Raw genomic sequence first — 6,655 nt, 5'->3', positions numbered from 1 at the left:
CCAAGGCACCCTTTTACGGTGTTATCTGAAAAACGGTCCGGGGACCGGAATGCGAGGATTTCACGGACGGCAGGGCTTCGGCCTCGCCGGCCCGCGATGTCCTGCGCCGTCGGCTCGCGGCCAGGCCGCGGTGACGATCAAGGCGCGGCGATGCCGGCAAAGGAGCCTTCGGGCTCCGGCGCCCGCTTCGCCGCCCCGCGATCCGCTCCCGAAGGCCCGCCGTACGCGCATGCCACCGGTCTCCGGATCATTCGTGCCCGGAACAGTGAAGATGTGAAACGAGAAACGAAAGGACGCTTCGACGCATGACGTGACGCCTGGCATGGGGCCATGCCCGACAGGAGTGAAGACAATGAAGACCATTCTTGAAAAGCTGCTTGGACGCCAGCGCGTCCTCGTGAAGGAAAATGAGCGGGCCGTCGCCCTCTACAAGGGCGAGATCCGGGGTGTCCTGATGCCGGGCGAGCATTGGCTCGCCAGCCGGCGCGGGAACCTGGAAGTGTCAAGGCACGACCTGAAGAACCCGGAATTCGTTTCGGCTTACGAGAAGGCATTGTTCGACAAGCTCCCGGATATGGCCGCGCGTCACTTCACCGCCGTTCGCACCGGGCGCACGGACATTGCGGTCATCGAGCGCGACGGCGCCCTCTATGCCGTTCTCACTCCGAACGCCAAGCTCGTGCTGTGGACGGATGCCGGTCCGTGGAAGGTGACGTCTGTCGACGCGGCCGCCGATCTGGCTGTCGATCCGGCCTTGATGCGCCGGATCGGCCAGGCCCGGAAGGCGGAACACATGTTCCTCCATCCGGTCGTGGACGGCCAGGTCGGGCTGCTGTTCGTGGACGGCGTCTACACCCGCACGCTTGCGGCGGGCGTGCACGCCTTCTGGAATGTCGGGCGCATGGTTCAGGTGAAGGTCGTCGACCTCAAGCGTCAGTCGCTTGATGTCGCCGGGCAGGAAATGCTGACCAAGGATCGGGTGACGATCCGCGTCAACATCGCCGCCGAATACCGGGTTGTTGACCCGGTGACGGCGGTGAGCACGGTGAAGGACTTCTCGGAAGCCCTCTACCGCGCCCTGCAGTACGCCTTCCGCAAGACGCTTGGCGCGCTCACTCTCGACCAGATCCTCGACAGGAAGATCACCGTCGACGAGGAGGCGGCGGCCAAGGTGCGTGCCGATATGGCCGCGATCGGCCTCGAGGTCAGCGATATCGCGCTCAAGGATGTCATCCTGCCGGGCGATATGCGCGAGATCCTCAACCAGGTGGTTTCGGCCGAGAAGCAAGCCGAGGCCAACGTCATCCGGCGCCGCGAGGAGACGAACGCCACGCGTTCGCTGCTCAACACGGCCAAGGTGATGGCCGAGAACCCGGTGATGCTGCGGCTGAAGGAGCTCGAGGCTCTCGAGGCCATCGCCGGCAAGGTCGAGCGTCTGACCGTCCACAACGGAACGGGCGGGCTGCTGAACGACCTGGTCAAGCTCCGCGAAGGCTGAGTTGACGAACGTCGAATGGGAGGGGCCGCCGGGCCGACCGGCGGCCCTTCTTGCGTTCGCAAAGCCGGCATCCCATCTGCGCGCCGTGCATTCGGCCTTTTCCTGCCCGGAAAAACCGATTAGACAGCGCCCAAACAAGATGCGGACAGATTCCGCCCGCAACCGAAGGAAGAGCCCTTGTCCACCACATTCGAGAAAGTCGCCAAGATCATTGCCGACACCAGCGAGATCGACATCGACACCATCACGCCCGAAAGCCACACCATCGACGATCTCGGCATCGACAGCCTCGATTTCCTCGACATCGTCTTTGCCATCGACAAGGAATTCGGCATCAAGGTGCCGCTGGAGAAGTGGACGCAGGAGGTCAATGACGGCAAGGCCTCGACCGACGACTACTTCGTCATGAAGAACCTGTGCGCCAAGATCGACGCGCTGGTCGCGGCGAAAGTCGCCTGACCTGCCGAGCCCGATCTTGACCCGCCTCCAGCCTGACCCACAAAGCCGCTCATGAGCAGCCCGCGCGACGTCGTCATCACCGGCATCGGCCTTGTCTCTTCGCTGGGAGAAGGACCGGACGCGCATTGGCAGAAGCTGACCCGGCCGGGGATTGAACCGGTGCTCGATGCGACGCGCTTCGCGCCCTACACCATCCATCCCCTGCCCGAGATCGACTGGAACCTGCAGATCGCCAAGCGCGGCGACCAGCGCCAGATGGAGACCTGGCAGCGGCTCGGCAGCTACGCTGCCGGCCTTGCGCTGGACGACGCCGGCATCAAGGGCAATGACGAGCTCTGCGCCACCATGGACATGGTGGTGGCGGCCGGCGGCGGCGAGCGCGACGAGGCCGTCGACAGCGCCATCCTGGCGGCCTCCGAGACGCGCAACGACCGCGACGTGCTGCTCAACGAGAAGCTGACCACGGAACTGCGCCCGACGCTGTTTCTCGCCCAGCTCTCCAATCTGCTCGCCGGCAACATCTCGATTGTGCACAAGGTCACCGGCTCGTCCCGCACCTTCATGGGCGAGGAAGGCGCCGGCGTCTCCGCCGTCGAGACGGCCGCCGCGCGCATCCGTTCCGGCCAGTCGACCCATGTGCTGGTCGGCGGCGCGTTCCAGACCGAGCATTCCGACATGCTGCTCGGCTACGAACTGGCGGGCTATCTGCATCGCGGCCCTTGGCGGCCGGTCTGGCAAAGGCAAGGCGCGGAAGGCGGTGGCGTGGTGACGGGCTCGGGAGGCGCCTTCCTGGTGCTGGAGCAGCGCGAGCATGCGAAAAGCCGTGGACGCAAGATCTACGCCGAGCTCGGGCCTATCGTGTCCGGGCGCGCCAGGCGACGTAAGGGCGGCCTCAATGCCGAGATCGCCAAGCTGCTGAGCCAGGCTGCGTTGCCGAACGGCGAATTGCTCGCGATCTCTGGCGCCTCAGGCGCCCATGCCGCCACCGCTGCGGAAAAGGAGATACTCGACGCCAATCCGGCGATCGCCGCACGCGGCTTTTCAACACTGACCGGCCATATGAAGGAAGCGCAGTTCCCCTTCGCCGTGGCGCTGGCAGCACTCGCCGTCGACCGCAAGGCTGGTTATCCTGTCTTTGATGCAACAGTGGAGCGGCCTTTCGACGGCACTCCCGCGGCCGTCCTTGCAACGGCGATCGGCTATCACCAGTTCGAGGGCCTTGGGCTGATCAAGGCCGCTTGAAGCGAGGCAGATAAGAAACATGGCCAATCTGAACGACCACATGGGCAGGCCGATCGTCGCCGTGACCGGCATCGGCGTGGTGACCTCGCTCGGCGTCGGCAAGGCCGACAACTGGGCGGCGCTGACCGCGGGCAAATCCGGTATCCATCCGATCACGCGCTTTCCCGTCGATCACCTCAACACCCGTATCTCAGGAATGGTCGACTTCTTGGCGTCGAGCTCCAAGGGTGCCAGCCCCCTCACCTACGAACTTGCCGAGACGGCGGCACAGGAAGCGGTCTCGGAAGCAGGTCTCGATTCCGGAGATTTCGGCGGACCGCTGTTTCTCGCCTCGCCACCGGTCGAGCTCGACTGGGCCGACCGCTTCTCGCTCTACAATTCCGACAAGCAGGAAAGCGGTTCCGAAAGGTTGCTGAGGGTGGCCCGCGCGTTGAAGGAGCTCGACATTTTCGAGACCACCCAGTTCGGCTCCATCGCAGACCGGCTCGCCGACCGCTTCGGCACGCGCGGCCTGCCGATCACGCTATCGACGGCATGCGCTTCCGGCGCTACCGCCATTCAGCTCGGCGTCGAGGCGATCCGGCGTGGCGAATGCGACAAGGCGCTGTCGATCGGCGCCGACGGTTCCGCGACCGCCGAGGCGCTGATCCGCTTCTCACTGCTCTCGGCGCTTTCCACCCACAACGATATCCCCGAGAAGGCGTCAAAACCCTTCTCGAAGGACCGCGACGGCTTCGTGCTGGCCGAAGGCTCCGGCGCGCTGGTGCTGGAATCGCTGGAGGCAGCGCTTGCCCGCGGCGCCACCATCCTCGGCATCATGCGCGGCTGCGGCGAAAAGGCCGACGACTTCCACCGCACCCGCTCCAAGCCCGACGGCTCGCCGGCGATCGCTGCGGTGCGCGCCGCCCTTGCCGACGCGGGCTTGAGCGAGGACGAGATCGACTACGTCAACGCGCACGGCACCTCGACCCCGGAAAACGACAAGATGGAGCACCTGTCGCTGTCGACCGTGTTTGGTGAGCGGATCGGCTCGATGCCAATCTCGTCGAACAAGTCGATGATCGGCCACACGTTGTCGGCCGCAGGCGCGGTCGAGGCGGCGTTTTCGCTGATGACGATGCGCGAAAGCGTCATTCCACCGACGATCAATTACGACAATCCCGATCCCGCGATCGTGCTCGATGTCGTGCCGAACAAGAAGCGCAACGCCGAGGTCGGCACGGTCCTGTCGAATTCCTTCGGCTTCGGTGGCCAGAACACCTGCCTTGTCATGGCGCGGGAACCGGTCTAAGCGGACCTCTTTCCGCTCTGACAGAACCCGACAGGCCCCATGCGCGCATTGCAACTTATCGAGGACCGCCGCCTTGAAACGGTGGACCTGCCGCCGCCCCCGCCGCCCTCGCTCGGCGAAGTGACGCTCCGCATCAGAGCGGTGGCGCTCAACCATATCGACGTCTGGGGCTGGCGCGGCATGGCCTTCGCCAAGCGCAAGCTGCCGCTGGTCATCGGCGCGGAAGCCTCCGGCGAGGTCGAGGCGGTCGGACCAGGTGTCTCCAACCTCCTGCCGGGCCAGTTGGTGTCGATCTACGGCGCGCGCACCTGCGGGCTCTGCCGCGCCTGCCGCGAAGGCCGCGACAATCTCTGCGAGCACGTCTCCGGCGTCCACGGCTTCCATCTCGACGGCTTCGCGCAGGAAAAGATCAACCTGCCGGCCCGCCTGCTGGTGCCTGCACCGCCTGGCGTCACCGAGATCGGCGCTGCGGTCGCGCCGGTTACCTTCGGCACGGTCGAGCACATGCTGTTCGACAACGCGAAGCTGGAAGCAGGCGAGACCATTCTCGTCCATGCCGGTGGCTCCGGCATCGGCACCGCCGCCATCCAATTGGCGAAGCGCATGGGCTGCACGGTCATCACCACGGTCGGATCGAACGACAAGATCGACAGGGCGAAGGCGCTTGGCGCCGATCATGTCATCAACTATCGCGAGGACCGTTTCGAAGGCGTCGTGCGCAAGCTGACGAAGAAGAAGGGCGTCGATGTCGTGTTCGAGCATGTCGGCGCCGACACTTTCGCCGGTTCGATGCTCTCCTTGAAGCGCGGCGGCCGTCTGGTTACCTGCGGCTCGACCTCCGGTGTCTCGACGCAGGTCAACCTGATGCAGCTTTTCCAGCAGCAACTGAAGCTGCTCGGCTCGTTCGGCTGCCGCATGGAGAACATGGCCAATGCCATGCTCAAGATGGCGGCCGGTCTCGTCGCTCCTGTCATCGATACCGAAGTCGGCTTCGACGACATCGGCGCCGCGCTGAAGCGCATGGAGGGCCGCGACGTCTTCGGCAAGATCATCCTGCGCGTTTCCTAAGGCAAGATGGTCGGCAAGGTGCTCAAGAAAGCCCGCCGGGACTTCATGTTCCGCTACGGCCGGCGGCTGCGCCAGATGGAGCACTGGCTGGTCGCGCGGCTTGCAATGTCGATAATCTGGCTCCTGCGCCTTTTGCCGCCTGATAGCGCGCTGAACTTCGCCGATCGCGTCGCTCGCCGCATCGGGCCTATGGTCGGACGGCACCGCGTCGCAGTGAACAATCTGCGCCTTGCCTATCCGGAAAAGAGCGATGCCGAGATCGAGGCCATCGCGTCGGACATGTGGGGCAACATGGCTCGCCTTGCCGCCGAATACATTTTCCTCGACGCTCTGTTCGATTTCGATCCGAATGCCGCCAAGCCGGGCCGGGTCGAGGTTCGCGGCGTCGAGCATTTCATCGAGATCGCCGGCGAGAAGAAGCCGCATATACTGTTCACCGGCCATCTCGGCAATTTCGAGCTGCTGCCGGTTGCCGCGGCCACATTCGGCATGAACATCACGGCGCTGTTTCGCCCGCCCAACAATCCCTATCTTGCCGACTACATCCACTCGACGCGCCGCTCGTCGATGGGCGGCCTGCTGCCGTCTTCCACCGGCGCGTCATTCGCGCTCGCCGCCATTCTGGAAAACGGCGGCAATATCGGCGTGCTGGTCGATCAGAAATTCACGAACGGCGTCGAGACGACCTTCTTCGGCCGCCTCTGCCAGAGCAATCCAGTGCTGGGCATGCTCGCCCGCCACTATGACTGCGATGTCTATCCGGCGCGCTGCGTCAGGCTACCTGGAAACCGGTTCCGCCTCGAGATCGAAGACAAGCTCGCCCTGCCACGCACCGAAAGCGGCAGCGTCGATGTTCACGCCACCACCCAGTCGCTCGCCGACGTCGTCGAGCGCTGGGTGCGTGAGGATCCCGGACAGTGGATGTGGTTCCACAAGCGCTGGGAAATGAGCGGCCGCCGCCGCAAGCGCGGGCAGGCCAAAGAGGTCGGCTGAGCCTGAGGGCGGTATCTCAAATCGCTCGGCGCGGTTCTCCGGCTCGATCAACCCAGCCCGAGCGCAAGAGTGCCGACGTCTGCGCAAGGAAAAGCCGCGAAGGT

Annotated in this window: 6 protein-coding genes; all 6 read left to right on the top strand. The window is 64.8% G+C overall.

The genetic code is table 11. The annotated features are described in order from the left end of the window. Positions 1-352 precede the first annotated feature (352 nt). Positions 353-1,498, top strand: a complete 1,146-nt coding sequence (locus tag EH240_RS24155; protein WP_125003299.1) for a slipin family protein — start codon at positions 353-355, stop codon at positions 1,496-1,498. Positions 1,499-1,675: 177 nt separating this feature from the next. Continuing rightward, positions 1,676-1,957: an acyl carrier protein gene (locus EH240_RS24150; RefSeq protein WP_125003297.1), complete on the top strand. Its 282-nt coding sequence runs from the start codon at positions 1,676-1,678 to the stop codon at positions 1,955-1,957. 51 nt (positions 1,958-2,008) lie between these two features. Further along, positions 2,009-3,199, top strand: a complete 1,191-nt coding sequence (locus EH240_RS24145; RefSeq protein ID WP_125003295.1) for a beta-ketoacyl-ACP synthase — start codon at positions 2,009-2,011, stop codon at positions 3,197-3,199. A gap of 19 nt (positions 3,200-3,218) precedes the next feature. Next, positions 3,219-4,490, top strand: coding sequence for a beta-ketoacyl-ACP synthase (locus tag EH240_RS24140; RefSeq protein WP_125003293.1), 1,272 nt, complete (start codon positions 3,219-3,221; stop codon positions 4,488-4,490). Positions 4,491-4,529: 39 nt separating this feature from the next. Further along, positions 4,530-5,558 carry a zinc-binding dehydrogenase gene (locus tag EH240_RS24135; RefSeq protein WP_125003291.1) on the top strand — a complete coding sequence of 343 codons (1,029 nt, stop codon included), beginning with the start codon at positions 4,530-4,532 and terminating at the stop codon, positions 5,556-5,558. A 6-nt stretch (positions 5,559-5,564) separates the two neighbouring features. Beyond that, positions 5,565-6,551, top strand: coding sequence for a lipid A biosynthesis lauroyl acyltransferase (locus tag EH240_RS24130; protein WP_125003289.1), 987 nt, complete (start codon positions 5,565-5,567; stop codon positions 6,549-6,551). The last annotated feature ends 104 nt before the right edge of the window (positions 6,552-6,655 follow it).

It is taken from the genome of Mesorhizobium tamadayense (assembly GCF_003863365.1).
Classification (GTDB): domain Bacteria; phylum Pseudomonadota; class Alphaproteobacteria; order Rhizobiales; family Rhizobiaceae; genus Mesorhizobium; species Mesorhizobium tamadayense.
Note: the sequence above shows the minus strand (reverse complement) of the source record. Positions and strands in the feature narration are given on the sequence as shown.